The sequence below is a fragment of the Streptomyces sp. CB02366 genome (genome assembly GCF_001905905.1).
Taxonomy (GTDB): Bacteria; Actinomycetota; Actinomycetes; order Streptomycetales; family Streptomycetaceae; genus Streptomyces.
On sequence record NZ_LIVT01000003.1, the window covers coordinates 464,352 to 482,087 of the forward strand.

General features: G+C 73.1%; 13 protein-coding genes and 1 riboswitch. Of the genes, 2 read left to right on the top strand and 11 right to left on the bottom strand.

All coding sequences use genetic code 11. The features are described 5' to 3' along the window. Positions 1 to 102 precede the first annotated feature (102 nt). The 5 genes from AMK24_RS10625 to AMK24_RS10645 form a co-directional block, all read right to left on the bottom strand. On the bottom strand, positions 103 to 1,155 hold the full coding sequence (locus AMK24_RS10625; RefSeq protein ID WP_073767433.1) for a DUF4073 domain-containing protein: 1,053 nt from the start codon (positions 1,153 to 1,155) through the stop codon (positions 103 to 105). Positions 1,156 to 1,293: 138 nt separating this feature from the next. Further along, on the bottom strand, positions 1,294 to 1,944 hold the full coding sequence (locus AMK24_RS10630) for a thymidine kinase (protein ID WP_073767434.1): 651 nt from the start codon (positions 1,942 to 1,944) through the stop codon (positions 1,294 to 1,296). A 43-nt stretch (positions 1,945 to 1,987) separates the two neighbouring features. Further along, positions 1,988 to 3,175 carry an alkaline phosphatase family protein gene (locus tag AMK24_RS10635; protein WP_073767435.1) on the bottom strand — a complete coding sequence of 396 codons (1,188 nt, stop codon included), beginning with the start codon at positions 3,173 to 3,175 and terminating at the stop codon, positions 1,988 to 1,990. Next, a complete protein-coding gene (locus AMK24_RS10640; RefSeq protein ID WP_073767436.1) occupies positions 3,175 to 3,771 on the bottom strand; it encodes a DUF5998 family protein in 597 nt (198 codons plus the stop codon). The genes AMK24_RS10635 and AMK24_RS10640 overlap by 1 nt, the downstream gene beginning before the upstream one ends. A 223-nt stretch (positions 3,772 to 3,994) precedes the next feature. Beyond that, a complete protein-coding gene (locus AMK24_RS10645; protein ID WP_073767437.1) occupies positions 3,995 to 7,024 on the bottom strand; it encodes a bifunctional acetate--CoA ligase family protein/GNAT family N-acetyltransferase in 3,030 nt (1,009 codons plus the stop codon). Positions 7,025 to 7,198: 174 nt separating this feature from the next. Here AMK24_RS10645 and AMK24_RS10650 point away from each other — a divergent pair, with 174 nt between their 5' ends. Further along, positions 7,199 to 7,480, top strand: a complete 282-nt coding sequence (locus AMK24_RS10650; RefSeq protein WP_073767438.1) for an HPr family phosphocarrier protein — start codon at positions 7,199 to 7,201, stop codon at positions 7,478 to 7,480. Between the two features lie 232 nt (positions 7,481 to 7,712). On the opposite strand, the gene AMK24_RS10655 is transcribed toward AMK24_RS10650, so the two are convergent. From AMK24_RS10655 to AMK24_RS10670, 4 genes are all read right to left on the bottom strand, one after another. Next, on the bottom strand, positions 7,713 to 8,387 hold the full coding sequence (locus AMK24_RS10655; RefSeq protein ID WP_073767439.1) for a GntR family transcriptional regulator: 675 nt from the start codon (positions 8,385 to 8,387) through the stop codon (positions 7,713 to 7,715). 187 nt (positions 8,388 to 8,574) lie between these two features. Beyond that, a complete protein-coding gene (locus tag AMK24_RS10660; protein WP_073767440.1) occupies positions 8,575 to 9,390 on the bottom strand; it encodes a M23 family metallopeptidase in 816 nt (271 codons plus the stop codon). Between the two features lie 13 nt (positions 9,391 to 9,403). Further along, positions 9,404 to 9,571: riboswitch (cyclic di-AMP (ydaO/yuaA leader) on the bottom strand. A gap of 224 nt (positions 9,572 to 9,795) precedes the next feature. Continuing rightward, positions 9,796 to 11,166, bottom strand: a complete 1,371-nt coding sequence (locus tag AMK24_RS10665; protein ID WP_073767441.1) for a M16 family metallopeptidase — start codon at positions 11,164 to 11,166, stop codon at positions 9,796 to 9,798. A 26-nt stretch (positions 11,167 to 11,192) separates the two neighbouring features. Further along, positions 11,193 to 12,566 carry a M16 family metallopeptidase gene (locus tag AMK24_RS10670; RefSeq protein WP_073767442.1) on the bottom strand — a complete coding sequence of 458 codons (1,374 nt, stop codon included), beginning with the start codon at positions 12,564 to 12,566 and terminating at the stop codon, positions 11,193 to 11,195. Between the two features lie 277 nt (positions 12,567 to 12,843). Between AMK24_RS10670 and AMK24_RS10675 the strand changes: the two genes are divergently transcribed. Continuing rightward, entirely contained in the window at positions 12,844 to 15,297 is a 2,454-nt protein-coding gene (locus AMK24_RS10675; protein ID WP_073767443.1) for a DNA gyrase/topoisomerase IV subunit A, read from the top strand. A gap of 79 nt (positions 15,298 to 15,376) precedes the next feature. Here the strand turns inward: AMK24_RS10675 and AMK24_RS10680 are convergent, their stop codons facing one another. Together AMK24_RS10680 and AMK24_RS10685 are read right to left on the bottom strand one after the other, a co-directional pair. Beyond that, positions 15,377 to 16,540: a CobW family GTP-binding protein gene (locus AMK24_RS10680; RefSeq protein ID WP_073767444.1), complete on the bottom strand. Its 1,164-nt coding sequence runs from the start codon at positions 16,538 to 16,540 to the stop codon at positions 15,377 to 15,379. Between the two features lie 23 nt (positions 16,541 to 16,563). Next, on the bottom strand, positions 16,564 to 17,718 hold the full coding sequence (locus AMK24_RS10685; protein ID WP_073767445.1) for a citrate synthase/methylcitrate synthase: 1,155 nt from the start codon (positions 17,716 to 17,718) through the stop codon (positions 16,564 to 16,566). Between the last annotated feature and the right edge of the window lie 18 nt (positions 17,719 to 17,736).

Here is a 17,736-nt window from a genome sequence, read left to right on the forward strand (position 1 = left end):
CCCGGGTCCTGCATCCGCGTGGACGGGGCCGGGGGCCGTTCCCGGCGGCCGGGGGGGCGGGGGCGCGCCGAGCTGCCCCGCCCCCGCCTTCCGCCTTCCGTCTCAGGCCGTCGTGTGCAGCGGGACCGTGAGCTGCTTGAGCCAGGTGCCGGTGGAGAAGTCACGGGCCTTGATGACGACCGTGCGCGGGCCCACCTCGACCTGGAGGCCCTGGTTGAACGTGCCGCCCACCGCGACCTCGCCGCCCTTGCCGTCGTCCGTCCACCCCGTCTGGACCGCGGAGGTGTTCACGACGGTGAAGCCGTCGAGGTTCGCCGTGCCGGGAACGACCCTGCGGACCGCCCAGTCCGACAGGTTGAGGTCCCAGTGGGTGTGGCCGGAGAAGAGGAACACGTCCTTGTGGCGGCCGAGGATCGACAGGAGCCGGTCGGGCTGGAGGTAGTCCCCCAGGTAGAGCTTGTTGCGGGTGCCCGACACCGTGTTGGGCAGGGGGTGGTGGGTCAGTACCATGACGGGCTTGCGCCGCCGCGCCCAGTGGGCGAGCCGGTCCTCCAGCCAGGCGAACTGCGCGTCGCTGATCCACACCTCGTCCCACAACTTCGCGTCGTGGTAGTGCGCGTAGCGTTCGGTCCCGAGGGTCAGGACGGGGACCCCGCCGAACGACGCCTCCGTGTAGACCTTGTTCCGCCCCGCGAAGTTGTAGAAGCTGCGGAAGAGCGAGTCCTCCGTGGTGCCGTTGGGCCAGGTGTCCTGGGCGAGCGTGTTCGGGTCGCTGTACTTGGGGACGTAGAACTCGTGGTTGCCGATGGCCCACGCGACGTTCCGGGGGTGCCGGTGCCGCTGGAGGGTGCGGCGGACCTCGGCGTACTCGAAGTCGTAGCCCCGGGGGGTGATGTCACCCGCGACGCCCAGCCCGGCGCTGTCGGGGTTGATCCGGTGCAGATCGTCGAGCGCCCTGCCGAAGTCGGCCAGGTCGCCCTGGATGTCGCTGATGATGTTGAACCGCACCGTCCGGCCACCGCCGTGGTGGTCGCGCCTGTCGTGCTCCGGGGCGGCCGCGGCCTGCGGGGCCGTCAGGGCCGTGCCGGCGGCGAGCGCCCCGCCCGTCAGGAGAGAGGCGCGGCCCGTCGTGGCCATGAACGATCTGCGATCCATCGGTGGTTACTTCCTTCGTGGTGCGCCCCCGGGCGGGGGTCGGACGAGGGAAGCCTGATCCACCGCGGTGACTCCTCGGCGTGGGCGAGGTGGCGCCGGGCTGAACGCTGGGAGCCGCGGGCCGGCGGTCCGTACGGCTCAGTCCGAGGACACCGGCAGGACGTCCGGCGAGAGCGCGCCAGCGCGGGCGGAACCGCTCGTCATGCGGCGCCAGTGGTGGCGCCGGCACAGCACCTCGTAACCGACCTCGCCCGCCTGCCGGTTGACGTCGCCGACGACGACCTGCGCGCCCTCGACGACCATGGCGCCGTCCACCGTACGGGCGTTGTGCGTGGCGCGCGCCCCGCACCAGCAGAGCGCCTCCACCTGGAGGGCCTCTATCCGGTCGGCCAGCTCCATCAGCCGCTGGGAGCCGGGGAACAGCTTGGTGCGGAAGTCGGTGGTGATGCCGAAGGCGAAGACGTCGAGCCCCAGATCGTCCACGACGCGGGCCAGTTGGTCGATCTGTGCCGGGGCGAGAAACTGCGCCTCGTCCACGATCACGTAGTCGACCCGGCCGCCCCGGCTGACCCGGTCCACGATGTGCGCGTAGAGGTCCATGCCCTCCTCGGCCTCGACGGCGTCCGTCACCAGCCCGAGCCGGGAGGAGAGCTTGCCCTCCCCCGCGCGGTCGTCCCGGGTGAAGATCACGCCCTGGAGCCCGCGCGCCGAGCGGTTGTGACCGATCTGCAGGGCCAGCGTGCTCTTTCCGCAGTCCATGGTTCCGGAGAAGAACACCAGCTCGGGCATGAGAGGTCGAACACCTTTCGGAGGGGTCGGTCGGGGGGAGGGGTCAGGAGCGTACTTCGAGGAGGGGGACGAGCTGTTCCACGGGGGTCAGGGAGCCGTGCACACCGGCCATCGCGGACTCGTGGGGTTCGTTGACGGAAGCCGTGATGATCACGTCGTCGTGGGCGGCGGCGACCACGTCGCCGATCCGGCCGTGGACCCGTTCGTCGATCACCGGCCCGAACCAGCCCGCGGCGACCGCCTCGTCCCGGCTCGCCACCCAGAACTGCTCGCCGAGCACCTCGCGCCAGACGGCCAGCACGTCGTCCTGCGCGCCCGGCACCGCGTAGACGTGGCGGGCACGGCCCTCGCCGCCGAGCAGGGCGACGCCCGCGCTCAGCTCCCAGTCCTCGTCGAAGTCGATCCGGGACCGCTCGTCGAACGGGATGTCGATCATGCCGTGGTCGGCGGTGATGTAGAGCGCCGAGCGCGGTGGGAGCTGCTCCGCGAGGCGTCGGGCGAGTCCGTCGACGTACATCAGCTGGCCGCGCCAGGCGTCGGAGTCGGTGCCGAAGCGGTGGCCCTTGCCGTCGACCTCGCTGTAGTACGTGTAGACGAGTGAGCGGTCCCCGGCGGCCAGCCGCTGGGCGGCGACGTCCATGCGCTCCTCGCCGGAGAGCCGGCCGAGGAAGGAGCCGCCGCTGAGCGCGACCTTGGTCAGCGGGGTCTGCTCGAACATCGGCGCGGAGACCTGCGCGGTGCGCACCCCGGCGGCGTCCGCGAGCTGGAAGACCGTGGGGTGGGGCTGCCAGACCTTCGGCTCGGTCCACGGCTTCCACCGGAGCTGGTTCATCAGCGCGCCGGTCCCCGGGTCGCGCACGGTGTAGCCGGGCAGCCCGTGCTCGCCGGGGGGCAGTCCCGTGCCCACCGAGGCGAGCGAGGTCGCGGTAGTGGAGGGGAAGCCCGCGGTGAGCGGACGGCCGGTGCCGCCGCGCGAGGTGGGGAGCAGGGAGTGCAGGAAGGGCGCCTCGTCCGGGTGGGCCTTGATCTGCTCCCAGCCGAGGCCGTCGATCAGGAAGACGCAGTTCCGGTCGGCCGGGGTCAGCTCGGGGATCGCGGCGGTGAAGCCCGGCACCTCCTGCCCGGCGGCGAGCGTGGGCAGCAGGTCCGCGAGCGAGCCGCTGCCGTACTCGGGCACGGGCGCGGTGTCGAGGGCCAGCGGAACGGGGTCCTGCCAGGCGGGCTGCGCCATCAGCGGCCGGCCGCCGCGATGGCGGCCGTGGCCTCGGAGAGCGACTGGGCGAAGGCGAGGGTCTGGCGCACGGTGTCGGGGCCGTCGCCGGCCTCGCTGACCCGCAGGCTCAGGTCGTCGGCGGTGGAGCTGCCGGTGTAGCCGTGGTCGGCGTCGCAGTTGGAGTCGCCGCAGGCGGCGGGCTCCAGGTCGATGCGGGAGACCGCGCCCCAGCCGATGGTGAGCACGACCTCGCGGGGCAGGGTGCCCGGGACGTACTTCTCCGGGTCGGCGACCACGCGGCTGACCACGACGGAGGAGATCCGCTCCAGCTTGACCGATTCGGTGGAGGTGGTGGCGTACGGCGTCGGGGAGCTGGTGTCGGCGGCCTGCTCGTCGGTGTGGCTGACGATGAACCGGTGCTCGGTCAGGACGAGGACCGTGACGTGGCGGCGGACCTCGTTGGAGTCGAACGTGGTCTCCTGGTGCACCAGGTACGAGGCGACCGGCTCCCCGCCGACGGCGGCCTCCACCGCCTCGGCCACGAGGGCCGGGTAGTAGCCGCTGCGCTCGATCGCCGCGCGCAGCCCCTGGGTCGTCGTACCGGTCTTCGCCATGTGCACCATCCTACGGCGGGCCGGTGGCTGCCGGGGACGCCCCGGCGGCCACCGGCGGTCAGCCCGCCGGCGGCGGGGGCTGGAGGAGGGGCGGGGCGGGGCGCCTGCGGCTACGGGGCGGAGGACCGAGGCGGGGCGGAGCGGGGCGGGCCATGGTGATGGACGGCAACGCCGCAGGTGCGCGTGGCCGGCCCCTCGGCCCCGCCCCCGATCGCGGGCGGGCTCAGTAGTTCGGGAGGCGCCGGGGGCCCAGGTCGCCGCGGGCGGGGGGCGGGGCGAGCCGGACGGACGCGCCGAGCACGGTCAGCCCGTGCGGGGCGACGACGACCGGTTCGAGAGCGACGGAGACCACTTCCGGATGGTCGTCGACCAGCCGGGAGAGCCGCAGCAGCAGCTCTTCCAGCGCGGCCGTGTCGACCGGGGCCGCACCGCGCCAGCCGAACAGCACCGGGGCCGCCCTGATGGACCGGATCAGCTCGGCGGCGTCGCGGTCGGTGACGGGTACCAGCCGGTGCGCGGTGTCGCCGAGCAGTTCGGAGGGGGCGCCCGCGAGGCCGAAGGAGAGGACGGCCCCGGCGGCCGCGTCGATGGAGGCGCGGACCACGGTGTCCACGCCGCGCGGGGCCATCGCCTGGACGACGGGGAGCAGTTCGGCGGGCTTGCCGAGGAGGTCGGTGAGGTCTCCGTACGCCCGGCGCAGCGCGTCCTCGTCCGCGACGTCGAGGCGGACCCCGCCGAGGTCGGCGCGGTGGCGCAGGTGGGGCGCGGTGGTCTTGAGGGCGACGGGGTAGCCGAGCCGGGCGGCGGCGGCGACGGCCGCGTCGGGGTCGGGGGCGGGCAGCGTGGGGCGTACGCCGATGCCGTAGCGGCCGAGGAGTTCGCGGGCCTCGTCAGGGCCGAGCCGGTGGCCCCGCGGGTCGGGGGCGGCGGCCAAGTGGGCCTCGATCAGGGCTGCGGCCCCCGCCTCGTCGATGGTGTCGTCGAGGAGTTCGGGGACCTTGCCGGGCACGGCCGCCTGCCGTCGCCACTGGGCGTACTTCACGGCCTCCGCCAGGGCCCGTACGGCGCGTTCGGCGGCGGGGTAGGCGGGGATGCGGCCGGGGCGGGGCAGGGGGTCGGGGGCCGCTGCTCCCGGGGCGGCGGAGGACGCCGGGGCCGGCGGCGTGGCCGGGGCGCCCGTCGCCGTGCGGTCCGCGGTCGCCGTGCGGTCGGCGGTCGCCGTGCGGTCGGCGGCCGCCGTGCGGTCGGCGGTCGCCGTGCGGTCGGCGGCCGCCGCGTGGGGGCCGCCCGTCGCCGGGGGTGCGTGGGCCCCCGCCCGGTCGGCGGCCTCTTCCGGGGACGCGGTCCGGGGCGCGGCGGCGGTCCGGGGGTGCGGGGCGGCCGTGCTGCTGGCGGCGGCCAGCGCCTCGGCGAGACCGCCCAGCTCGACGTGGACGACGGCCACCGGCTTGGCCGAGCCCCCGGCCGCGGCCGTGTGCAGGGCGGCGGCCAGCACCTGCCCGTCGCCGGTCTCCGCCTCCCCGTCCTCCCCCACCCGCGGAATGGCGGTGACGATCACGGCGTCGCAGGTGGCGTCCGCGAGCGCCTCGGCCAGCGCGTCCCGGAAGTCCTGCGGGGAGGCGGCGGTGGTGAGGTCGATCGGCGGGCGCGGACGCAGCCCCTCGGCCAGGCAGGCGTCGTACGTCAGGAGGCCGAGGGACTCGGAGTTGCCGAGGATGGCGACCCGGGGGCCGGACGGGAGGGGCTGTCCGGCCAGCAGGATCCCGGCGTCGACCATCTCCGTCACGGTGTCGACCCGGATGACGCCGGCCTGGCGCATCAGCGCGGAGACCGTCGCGTCGGGGATGCGGCTGACCGGGACGGCGTGGCCGGGCGGGTTGGTGCCGCTGTGCCGGGCGCCCTTCACCACGACGACGGGCTTCACGGCGGCGGTCCGGCGGGCGAGACGGGTGAACTTGCGGGGGTTGCCGAGGGATTCGAGGTAGAGCAGGGCGACGTCGGTGTCCGGGTCCTCGAAGGAGTACTGGAGGAAGTCGTTGCCGGAGACGTCGGCCCGGTTGCCCGCCGAGATGAACGAGGACAGACCCGCGCCACGCCGGTGCAGGCCGGAGAGCAGGGCGATGCCGATCGCGCCGGACTGGGTGAAGAGGCCGATCCGGCCGGGGGCGGGCGACTCGGGGGCGAGCGAGGCGTTCAGCCGGACGGCCTCGGCGGTATTGATGATGCCGAACGCGTTGGGGCCGATGATCCGCATGCCGTACGAGCGTGCCTGGCGGACCAGTTCCCGCTGGAGCTCGCGGCCCTCGGCGCCCCGCTCGGCGTATCCGGCGGAGACGACGACCAGCCCCTGGACGCCGTGCTCACCGCAGTCGGCGACGGCCTCGGGAACCCGGTGGGCGGGGACGGCGATGACCGCGAGGTCGACCTGCTCCCCGATCTCGCCGAGCGAGCGGTGGGCGGGGACGCCGTCGAGCGTGGCCGGGCCCTCGTCGAAGGCGTGGTTCACCGCGTAGGCGCGGCCGGTGTACCCGGCGGCGAGGAGGTTGCGCAGGATCGTGCGCCCCACCCCGCCGGGGGCGCGGCCGGCGCCGATGACGGCGACGGAGCCGGGGGCGAGGAGGCGCTGCACCGATCGGGCCTCGGCGCGCTGTTCACGGCCGCGCTGGACGGCGAGGGACTTCTCGGTGGGTTCGAGGTCGAGGGTGAGGTGGACGGAGCCGTCCTCGAAACTGCGGCGCTGGGTGTAGCCGGCGTCCCGGAACACCTTGATCATTTTGTTGTTGGCGGGGAGCACCTCGGCGGCGAACCGCCGGATGCCGCGCTCACGGGCGACCGCGGCGATGTGTTCGAGCAACGCCGAGGCGACCCCCCGGCCCTGATGGGCGTCCTGGACGAGGAAGGCGACCTCGGCCTCGTCGGCGGGGGCGGAGGCGGGGCGGCCCCGGTCGTCGATGCGGTCGTAGCGGACCGTTCCGATGAACTCGCCGCCGATCGTGACCGCCAGTCCCACCCGGTCGACGTAGTCGTGATGGGTGAAGCGGTGCACGTCCCGGTCGGATAGCCGGGGGTACGGGGCGAAGAAGCGGTAGTACTTCGACTCGTCGGACACCTGCTCGTAGAAGCTGACCAGTCTCTCGGCGTCGTCCGTGGTGATCGGCCTGATGCGGGCGGTGCCGCCGTCGCGGAGCACCACGTCCGCTTCCCAGTGGTCGGGGTACGCGTGAGGCGGACTCTGCTCCGGCATGGGCTCCATGCGCAAAGCCTACGGCGGGGGCCCCGGTCGCGGAGGGCCCGGCGCCGGGGCAGTCTGAGGAGCCCCCGACCGGGGCGTCCGGAGCCCCGGCCGGACAGGAGGCGGCCGGGCACAGCACCACGCACTGCATGAGAGACTGGTCTAGACAACCGTTGATATGTGAAGGGCAGAACCATGGCTGAGCGCCGCGTAAACGTCGGTTGGGCCGAGGGCCTGCACGCCCGCCCCGCTTCCATCTTCGTCCGGGCCGCCACGGCCTCCGGCGTCCCCGTGACGATCGCCAAGGCCGACGGCGACCCGGTGAACGCCGCCTCCATGCTCGCCGTGCTCGGCCTGGGCGCGCAGGGCGGCGAGGAGATCGTGCTCGCGTCCGACGCGGACGGCTCCGAGGCCGCGCTGGACCGGCTGGCGAAGCTGGTCGCCGAGGGCCTGGAAGAGCTTCCCGAGACCGTCTGAACCTTTTCCCGGCCGCACTTTTCGGTCGGCTTTCCCGGCCGCGCCTTTCGGGCGGACGCGGATGCGCGAGAGCCGTGACCCTCCGGGGGTCACGGCTCTTTCGTATGCCGGGGAAAAGGCAGCGAGCCGAAAAATCCGGAAGGGCGGGCAGCGCGGAGCCCGTCCCCCCTTTCTCTTCTTCCTTTGTACGCATTCTCTGTCAACGGCGGCTTTCCACGATGTTCTCGCCGTGTTACGGAGCGCTCACGCGGGCGGCGGGCGGAGTGCGGCGTCCCGGGAGGACCGGGCGGCGCAGTCGGTGGGCCCCGGCGACGCGTTCGGCGTGCCGGGCGCCGAGGGCCCTCGCCCGCTCCGCGTCGCCCCGCGCCACGGCGTCCACGATCGCCCCGTGTTCGGCCCAGGAATCGACCGGTCGGTCCGGCCGGTCGACCGTGTACATCCAGGCGATCTTGTAGCGGAGCTGGGTGAGCAGGGCGATGAGGCCGGGGCTGCCGGACGCCTGGGCGAGGGTCTCGTGGAACCAGCCGCCCAGGGCGCGCAGGTCCTCGCCCTCGCCGCGGCGGGCCCGCTCCTGACCCAGTCGCACCAGACCCCGCAACACCTTGAGGTGGGCCTCCGTACGGCGCCGGGCGGCGCGTGCCGCGCTCAGCGGCTCCAGGAGCGTCCGCATCTCCAGGAGATCGGCCGCCTCCTGCACGCCGAGCTCGGCGACCCAGGCGCCGGCATGCCGGCGGATGACCACGAAGCCCTCGGACTCCAGCGTGCGCAGGGCCTCGCGGACCGGGACGCGGGAGACGCCGTAGCGGCGGGCCAGCAGTTCCTCGGTGAGGCGGCTGCCGGGCGGGTGCACACCGGAGACGATGTCGTCACGCAGGGCCGTGCCCACCGAACGCGCGGGAACGCGCATACCCGAACCTCCGTCCCGATCCCCACCGAACGCGGCCGTCCGACGTCTGTTCCGCGACTCTAGGGCAATCCACCGGAATTTCCGATGGCGATCCGGAACACAGAGATTTCTTTGAGGAATTCGGAGCGGAACGACCGAAGGCCCCGGCGGGCGCCGGGGCCTTCGGAAGGGATCGCACGGAAAGGCGTCAGACGTTCAGACCGTGGGAACGCAGGTAGCCGACGGGGTCCATGTCGGAGCCGTAGTCGGGGGTGGTGCGGGCCTCGAAGTGCAGGTGCGGGCCGGTGGAGTTGCCGGTGGAGCCGGAGAGGCCGATCTGCTGGCCGGAGGAGACGCTCTGGCCGACGGAGACGCCGATCGAGGAGAGGTGGCCGTACTGGGTGTACGTGCCGTCCGCCATCCGGAGCACGATGTTGTTGCCGTACGCCCCGCCCCAGCCGGCCTCGACGACCGTACCGGCGCCGACCGCGACGACCGAGCTGCCGGAGGCGGCCATGAAGTCCACGCCGGAGTGGCTGCCGGACGACCAGAGCGAACCGCCGCTCCGGTAACCGGTGGTGACGTGGGAGCCGGCGACGGGGAGGTGGAAGGCGTTGAGGCGAGCGCGCTCGGCGGCACGGGCGGCCCTGGCCTTCTCCTCGCGGACCTCCTCGGCGCGGGCCTCGGCCTTGCGCTCGGCCTCCGCCTTCGCCTTGGCCTTGGCCGCCTTGGCGCGGGCCTCGGCGGCGGCCCGGGCCTTCGCCCGGGCGATCTCGTCGGCCTGCCTCTTCTGGGCGTCCGCCTGGGCGTCGATCCGGTCGGCGAGCGTGGCGTTGAGCTCGATGGCCTGGGAGAGGCGGGTCTCGGTGACCTTGGCGGCCTCGGTGTCCGCGGCGAGCGCCGGGGTGGACAGCGAGCCGATGACTCCGGTGGTGGCCAGGGTCGCGATGCCGGCGGCCCGGACGCTCCGGCGCGTGAGACGGCTCGGGGCACGGTGCTTCCCGGTGGCACGGGTGAACGCCATGGAGGGGCTGTTCCTTTCCTTCCTTCTCGCCTACCGGGTTAGCTGACGGGTTCGGAGCAGGAAGGTCTCCTACGGATCCCCGCGCCGGTTCACGGCTCGGGCCTCCGATTCACCCCAGGGACTGCGATGGGTCCCCGGCTCCCCAGGCTCGCGCCTGACGGGGACTCGGCGATGGCTGCCCGGCGCCACGGACGCGGCACAAGGGTGACGGACAGCCGAGCCGACGCTAGGCGGGCAGGCTTCCCCTCGCCAAACGGAGCAGCGGATGTGTCACGCATCCCACAGGACAAACATCCACCTACCACCCCGAAAGGGTATGAAGATAAACAAAGGGACAAAAAGCCTGGACCCCGACGAAACCGCTTCCGTCGGGGTCCCGTTCACGGCGGTGCGCCGCAGGAGGCGTCAGCCGGTGACGACCGACACCTCGCCGATGCCGAGCGCCTTCACGGGCTCCTCGATCTGCGCCGCGTCCCCCACGAGGACGGTGACGAGCCGATCGACCGGGAACGCGTTGACCACGGCGGCGGTCGCCTCCACGGTGCCGGTCTCCGCGAGCCGGGCGTAGAGGTGGGCCTGGTAGTCGTCGGGGAGGTGCTGCTCGACCTGGTCGGCCAGCGTGCTCGCGACGGAGGCGGCGGTCTCGAACTTCAGCGGGGCGACGCCCACCAGGTTCTGCACGGCCGTCTCGCGCTCGGCGTCGGTCAGCCCCTCGGCGGCCAGCGTCCGCAGGACCTTCCAGAGGTCCTCCAGCGCCGGTCCGGTGGACTCCGTGTCCACCGAGCCGCTGATCGCGAGCATGGCGGCGCCGCCCGAGTCGGGGCCGGAGGAGCGCAGCACCTGGGCGAAGGCGCGCACCCCGTAGGTGTAGCCCTTCTCCTCGCGCAGCACCCGGTCCAGCCGGGAGGTGAGGGTGCCGCCCAGGCAGTAGGTGCCGAGCACCTGGGCGGGCCAGACGCGCTCGTGCCGGTCGGCGCCGATCCGGCCGATGAGCAGCTGGGTCTGGACCGCGCCGGGGCGGTCCACGATGACCACGCGGGCGGTGTCGTCCGCGGTGATCGGCGGCACCGGACGGGTCTGTCCGGCGTTGCCCGACCAGTCTCCGAGGGTCTCCGCGAGCAGAGCGTCCAGGTCGATGCCGGTGAGGTCGCCGACGATGACGGCCGTGGCGGTGGACGGGCGGACGTGCGCGTCGAAGAAGGCGCGCACGGCGGCCGCGTCGATCCGCCGGACCGTCTCCTCGGTGCCCAGGCGCGGCCGGGACATCCGGGAGGCGGCCGGGAACAGCTCCTTGGAGAGCTGCTTGGCGGCGCGCCGGGACGGGTTGGCCCGCTCGTGCGGGATCTCGTCGAGCCGGTTGCCGACGAGGCGCTCGATCTCGCTCTCGGCGAAGGCCGGGGCCCGCAGCGCCTCGGCGACCAGCCCGAGGGCCTTGGCCAGCCGGGAGGCCGGGACCTCCAGGGAGACCCGGACGCCGGGGTGGTCCGCGTGCGCGTCGAGCGTGGCGCCGCAGCGCTCCAGCTCGGCGGCGAACTCCTCGGCGCTGTGCTTGTCGGTGCCCTCCGAGAGCGCCCGCGACATGATCGTGGCCACGCCGTCCAGGCCCTCGGGCTCGGCCTCCAGCGGCGCGTCCAGGAAGATCTCCACCGCGACGACCTGCTGGCCGGGGCGGTGGCAGCGCAGCACGGTCAGCCCGTTGGGGAGCGCGCCGCGCTCGGGGGCCGGGAAGGCCCAGGGGCGGGCCGTGCCGGGGGTGGGCTGCGGGTGGAACTCCATGGTTACTCCAGTCACGGCGGCGTCGCTCACTTGGCCGCCCCCTCGTGGGCGTCGTCGGTGCCCTCGTCGGCCTGCTCGCCGTCGGCGTCCTCGGCCGGCTCGATGGGCTCGTAGACCAGCACGGCCCGGTTGTCGGGGCGCAGGGCCGCCTCGGCCGCCGCGCGCACCTCCTCGGCGGTGACGTCCAGGACCCGGCCGACGGCGGTCAGGGCGAGCTGCGGGTCGCCGAACAGGACGGCGTAACGGCAGAGTTCGTCGGCGCGGCCGGCGACCGTGCCGAGCCGGTCCAGCCACTCGCGCTCCAACTGCGCCTGGGCCCGCTCCATCTCCTCCGGGGTCGGCCCCTCGGCGGCGAACCGGGCCAGCTCCTCGTCCACGGCGGCCTCGATCTGCGCCACCTCCGCGCCGCCGGACGTCTTCACGTCCAGCCAGCCGAGCGAGGGGGCGCCGGCGAGCCGCAGCAGTCCGAAGCCCGCCGCCACCGCCGTGCGGTCGCGGCGGACCAGCCGGTTGTGCAGCCGGGAGGACTCGCCGCTGCCCAGCACGGTGAGCGCCAGATCGGCGGCGTCGCAGGCGCGGGTGCCGTCGTGGGGCAGACGGTAGGCCGCCATCAGGGCGCGTGCGGGGACCTCGGCGGTGACCACCTCGCGCCGCTCCTCGCCGATGATCTCGGGCAGCGTCCCGTCGCGCGGCGGCTGCTTGCCGTCGTGGGAGGGGATGGAGCCGAAGTACTTCTCGATCCAGGCGAGGGTCTGCTCGGGGTCGATGTCGCCGACCACCGAGAGCACCGCGTTGTTCGGCGCGTAGTACGTACGGAAGAACGCGCGGGCGTCCTCCAGCGTGGCCGCGTCCAGGTCGGCCATGGAGCCGATCGGGGTGTGGTGGTAGGGGTGGCCCTCGGGGTAGGAGAGGGCGGTCAGCCGCTCGAACGCGGTGCCGTAGGGCACGTTGTCGTAACGCTGGCGCCGCTCGTTCTTGACGACGTCGCGCTGGTTCTCCATGGACTCCTCGTCGAGGGCGTCGAGGAGGGAGCCCATGCGGTCGGCCTCCAGCCAGAGCGCCAGCTCCAGCTGGTGGGTGGGCATGGTCTCGAAGTAGTTGGTCCGCTCGAAGCTGGTGGTCCCGTTGAGCGAGCCGCCGGCCCCCTGGACCAGCTCGAAGTGGCCGTTCCCCTTGACCTGGCCCGAGCCCTGGAACATCAGGTGCTCGAAGAGGTGGGCCAGACCGGTGCGGCCCTCGACCTCGTGGCGCGAGCCGACGTCGTACCAGAGGCAGACCGCGGCGACCGGGGTCAGATGGTCCTCGGAGAGCACCACACGCAGGCCGTTGGCCAGGCGGTGCTCGGTCGCTGTCAAGCCGCCGGAGCCGGCCTGTGCGGTGGCCGTGTGACCCATGGGCATGTACGTCCCTTCGATCGCGATGCTGGTCTTCCTGCCAGACCTGCCACTCTAAGCAAGCGCACCGGTGCCTGGCGAAGTTCCCGTTCCGCGGATGTTTCCGTCGATGGTGTCGCGGACGCCCCCGCGGGCGGCCCGCCCCGACCGCCCCGACCGCTTCGGACGGGTCGAGGTCGGCGTTGTCAGTCCGGAGGTCCACAATGGAGCGCGTCAGCAGCTCGTGTCGCACCGAACAAGCTCAGGTCGCCCGAACAGAATCCGTGAAGGAGTCGCAGCCGCGATGGCCCGCCGTAGCACGAAGACCCCGCCGCCGGACGACTTCGAGGAGAAGATCCTCGACATCGACGTCGTCGACGAAATGCAGGGCTCCTTCCTCGAGTACGCGTACTCGGTGATCTACTCCAGGGCCCTGCCCGACGCCCGCGACGGCATGAAGCCGGTGCACCGCCGCATCGTGTCCCAGATGAACGAGATGGGACTGCGCCCCGACCGCGGCTACGTGAAGTGCGCCCGCGTCGTCGGCGAGGTGATGGGCAAGCTGCACCCCCACGGCGACGCCTCGATCTACGACGCGCTCGTGCGGATGGCACAGCCCTTCTCGATGCGGCTGCCCCTGGTCGACGGCCACGGCAACTTCGGTTCGCTCGGCAACGACGACCCGCCGGCCGCCATGCGGTACACCGAGTGCCGGATGGCCGACGCCACCTCGCTGATGACCGAGGCGATCGACGAGGACACCGTCGATTTCCAGTCGAACTACGACGGCCAGGAGCGGGAGCCGGTCGTCCTCCCGGCCGCCTACCCCAACCTCCTGGTCAACGGCGTGTCCGGGATCGCCGTGGGCATGGCCACCAACATGCCCCCGCACAATCTGGGCGAGGTCATCGCCGCCGCCCGGCACCTGATCAAGCACCCGGGCGCCGACGTCGAGACGCTGATGCGCTTCGTTCCCGGCCCCGACCTGCCCACCGGCGGCCGTATCGTCGGCCTCTCCGGCATCAAGGACGCGTACACGGCGGGCCGCGGCACGTTCAAGATCCGCGCCACCGTCGCCGTGGAGAATGTGACGGCCCGCCGCAAGGGCCTCGTCGTCACCGAACTCCCCTTCGCCGTCGGCCCGGAGAAGGTGATCTCCAAGATCAAGGACCTGGTCTCGGCGAAGAAGCTCCAGGGCATCGCCGACGTCAAGGACCTCACCGACCGGGCGCACGGCCTGCGGCTGGTCATCGAGGTGAAGAACGGCTTCGTGCCGGAAGCGGTGCTGGAACAGCTCTACAAGCTGACGCCGATGGAGGAGTCCTTCGGCATCAACAACGTGGCGCTGGTCGACGGCCAGCCCCTCACCCTGGGCCTCAAGGAGCTGCTGCAGGTTTACCTCGACCACCGCTTCGAGGTCGTGCGGCGGCGCAGCGAGTTCCGCCGCACCAAGCGGCGCGACCGGCTGCACCTGGTCGAGGGCCTGCTCGTCGCGCTCCTCGACATCGACGAGGTCATCCGGATCATCCGGGACAGCGACAACTCCGCGCAGGCGAAGGAGCGCCTGATGGCGCACTTCTCGCTGAGCGAGATCCAGACCCAGTACATCCTGGACACGCCGCTGCGCCGGCTCACCCGGTTCGACCGGATCGAGTTGGAGGCCGAGCGGGACAAGCTCACCTCCGAGATCGAGGCGCTGACCGCGATCCTGGAGTCGGACACGGAGCTGCGCAAGCTGGTCTCCACCGAGCTGGCCGCCGTGGCGAAGAAGTTCGGCACGGACCGGCGCACGGTGCTGCTGGAGTCGGCGGGTTCGCAGATCGCGTCCGTTCCGCTGGAGGTGGCGGACGACCCCTGCCGGGTGCTGCTCTCCTCCACCGGGCTGCTGGCCCGTACGGCCAACGCGGAGCCGGTCGAGGTCTCCGAGGACGCCCGGCGGACCAAGCACGACGTGATCGTGTCGGCGGTGGCGGCGACGGCCCGCGGCGACGTCGGAGCGGTGACGTCCAAGGGCCGGCTGCTGCGGCTCTCGGTGATCGACCTGCCGCAGCTCCCGGACACCCACGCCGAGCCGAACCTCTCGGGCGGGGCCCAGATCTCCGAGTTCCTCACGCTGGAGGCGGACGAGGAGCTGATCTGCCTCACCACCCTGGACGAGTCCTCGCCGGGTCTGGCGATCGGCACCCTGCAGGGCGTGGTGAAGCGCGTGGTGCCGGACTACCCGGCCAACAAGGACGAGTTGGAGGTCATCACCCTGAAGGACGGTGACCGGATCGTCGGGGCGACCGAACTGCGCACGGGCGAGGAGGACCTGGTGTTCATCACCTCCGACGCCCAGTTGCTCCGCTATCCGGCGGCTTCGGTGCGCCCGCAGGGCCGCCCCGCCGGAGGCATGGCGGGCGTCAAGCTGACGGCGGGGGCCGAGGTGCTGTCCTTCACGGCGGTGGACCCGGCGTCCGAGGCGATCGTGTTCACGGTGGCCGGTTCGCACGGCACGCTGGACGACTCGGTAATGACGTCCAAGCTCACCCCGTTCGACCAGTATCCGCGCAAGGGCCGGGCCACCGGCGGGGTGCGCTGCCAGCGGTTCCTGAAGGGCGAGGACGTCCTGGTCTTCGCCTGGGCGGGCGCGGCCCCGGCACGGGCCGCGCAGAAGAACGGCGCCCCGGCGAAGCTGCCGGAGCCGGACCCGAGGCGGGACGGTTCGGGCACGCCGCTGCTGGAGAAGGTGGCCGTGATCGCGGGCCCGCCGCTGTAGGCCCCGCCGCGTTCGGCGCCCTCGCCGCCGTCCGTACGGGGCGGGCGCGCGGCAGGTGCGGCGGGGGCGGGCCGGGGCGTCACGCCTCCGCGTCCGCTTCCCGCTCCTCGCCGCGTTCTTCCGGTACGTCCTCGGCGTCCTCCTCGGCGCCGTCCCGGGGTACGTACCGCAGTACGCCCCACATGGCGCGCTCGACGGCGGCGGGATCCCCGGCCGGCGCCCCGGGGGCGGGTTCCTGCGAGCGACAGGCGGCGAGCCCGGCCCGCAGTGCCGCGGCGTCGATCCCGGCGCCGATCATGACGAGCTGGGTGAGGCGCTGCTCGCCGCGCGCCCAGGGCCGGGGGACGAAGCGCAGGAAGCGGCCGACCGCGTGCAGCGCGTAGGCGTTGTCCCGGTCTCCCGCACCGAAGTCGACGAAGCCCTTGATCCGGTACAGCCCCTCGGGCCGGAAGTCCAGGAACGCCATGAAGCGGCGCGGGTCGAGCGGCACGTCCGAGGTGAACTCGACGCTCTCGTACGCCGCGTGGAGATGCCCGTCGTGGCTGTGCCCGTCACCCCCCTCGTGGGCCCCGCACCCCTCCTCCCGCAGCAGGTCCTCGAAGCTCAGCTGTCCGGCCGCCTCCTCGTGGTCCGGCCGCAGTGCGGGGTCGAAGAGAAGTTCCGGGTCGATCCGGCCGTGCACGGCGGAGATCACGGGTGCCGGGCCGCTCAGCGCCTCGACCGTCGCCCGCAGCCGCTCCCCCTCGCCTTCCGCCACCCGGTCGGTCTTGTTCAGGACGACGAGGTCGGCGACGGCGAGATGGCGGTCGAGTTCGGGATGCCGCTCACGGGTGGCGTCGAACTCCGCCGCGTCGACGACCTCGATGAGGCCCCCGTACAGGATGTGCGGGTCGTCGCTGGCCAGCAGCATGCGCACCAGTTCCTGCGGCTCGGCGAGGCCGCTCGCCTCGATGACGATCACGTCCAGCCGGGCGGAGGGCCGGGTCAGCGTCTCCAGGAAGGAGTCGAGTTCGCTGGCGTCCACGGCGCAGCACAGGCAGCCGTTGCCGAGCGACACCGTGGAGCCGACCTGGCCCGAGACGGTCATGGCGTCGATCTCGATGGCCCCGAAGTCGTTGACGATCACGCCGATCCGGGTGCCCGCCCGGTTGCGGAGCAGGTGGTTCAGGAGCGTGGTCTTGCCTGAGCCGAGGAAGCCCGCCAGGACGACGACCGGGATCTGCGGGGTGCGGGGCGGGTTCAACGGGGGCCTTCCTGGGGGCGTCGTCAGGGTGCCGGTACCGGCTGCGGCGGGGGTGCGCCGACGTAGCGCGCCGCCGGGCGGATGATCTTCGAGTCCTCCGCCTGCTCCAGGATATTGGCGCTCCAGCCGACCACCCGCGCCGCGCAGAAGGTGGGGGTGAACATCGCGCGCGGCAGCCCGCACAGCTCCATGACCACTCCGGCGTAGAACTCCACGTTGGTGTGCAGTTCCCGGCCCGGCTTGAGTTCGGCGAGGATGGCCTCGACCTGGGCCTCCACCTCGACGGCGAAGTCGACGAGCGGGCCGCCGAAGCCCTGCGCGAGGGACTTGAGCATGCGGGAGCGCGGGTCCTCGGTGCGGTAGACGGGGTGGCCGAAGCCCATGATGCGGCGGCCGGAGAGGACCTGTTCGCGGATCCAGCCGTCGATGCGGTCCGGGGCGCCGATGGCGTCCAGGGTGTCCAGGGCCCGGCTGGGCGCTCCGCCGTGCAACGGTCCGGAGAGCGCGCCGACCGCCGCGACCAGGCAGGCGGCCAGATCGGCCCCGGTGGAGGCGACGACCCGGGCGGTGAAGGTGGAGGCGTTGAAGCCGTGGTCGATGGTGGAGACCAGGTACCGCTCGATCGCCCGGACCTGGTCGCAGCCGGCTTCGACACCGGTCAGCATGTACAGGTAGTTCGCGGCGTGGGGCAGGTCCTCGCGCGGTTCGACCGGCTCCAGCCCCTGGCCGAGGCGGTGGAGGGCCGTCAGGATCGTGGGCACGGCCGCGCAGGCGGCGAGCGCGTCCTCGCGCCGCCGTCCGGCGTCGATGTCGTACACCGGGCGGAAGCCCGCCGAGGCGCCGAGCAGGGAGAGGGCGGTACGCAGTCCGGCGAGCGGACCGGAGACGGCGCTCGCGCGGGCGATGGCGGGCAGGGCCTCGCGCACCTGCGGGGGGAGGGTGCGCAGCGCGGCCGTGCGGGCGGCGAAGTCGGCGGCGGCCGCCCCGTCGGGGAGTTCGCCGTGGAACATCAGATACCAGACGTCCTCGAAGCTCCGGGTCTCCGCCAGCTCGATCGCCGAGTACCGGCGGTAGTGGTAGAAGCCCTCGCGACCGCGTACGTCGCCGAGTTCGGTGTCGGTGACGACGACACCGGCCAGACCGCGGGGGACGGCGGGGGCGTCGGGGGTGGTGGTCATGGCTGCTCCCTCTTCCGT